Annotated in this window: 1 pseudogene; it reads right to left on the bottom strand. The window is 65.9% G+C overall.

The window, feature by feature from the left end:
• Positions 1 to 206: 206 nt before the first annotated feature.
• Positions 207 to 458, bottom strand: a pseudogene (locus AABA84_RS34855) (IS110 family transposase); the annotation flags it as partial.

The following is a 458-nucleotide window of genomic DNA, read 5'->3' as shown; positions in this document are numbered from 1 at the left end:
GTAGCAACCATTAAAGCACGCCCGCTTTCCGCGAGCATGACGCCGTGCTTGCGGCCGTCAAGGCGTGGCCTGGCGGCAGTCGATGTGAGGTGAGACGAGCGCGACGGCCATCCTTGACGGCCGCGGCGCGCGGCGTCGTCTTGAGGGCAGGTCGGGACGAAGAAACGGTCGCCTGATCGAACAAAGAAACGAGATCAGGTGCGAGATCAGGTGACGGACACACTCGCGGTTCTGGGCGGTTCGGCGACCCACGGTGTTCCGCGGGCGACAACGGCGTTGATGATGACGATCAGCTTCCTGGCACAGGCGACCAGCGCGCGCTTGTGGCCCTTGCCGGCGGCGATCAGCCGGCTGTACAGGGCCATGAGCTGCGGATTCCAGCGGAAGGATGCCGGAAGAGCTGCGGTGTAGAGCGCCTGACGCAAGCGCTGGCGTCCACCGTCAATCCTGCGGGCGCC

This window comes from Bradyrhizobium sp. TM239 (genome assembly GCF_036247985.1).
Classification (GTDB): domain Bacteria; phylum Pseudomonadota; class Alphaproteobacteria; order Rhizobiales; family Xanthobacteraceae; genus Bradyrhizobium; species Bradyrhizobium ottawaense.
The sequence above is the reverse complement of the archived record's forward strand: the minus strand, read 5'-3'. Positions and strand labels throughout refer to the sequence as shown.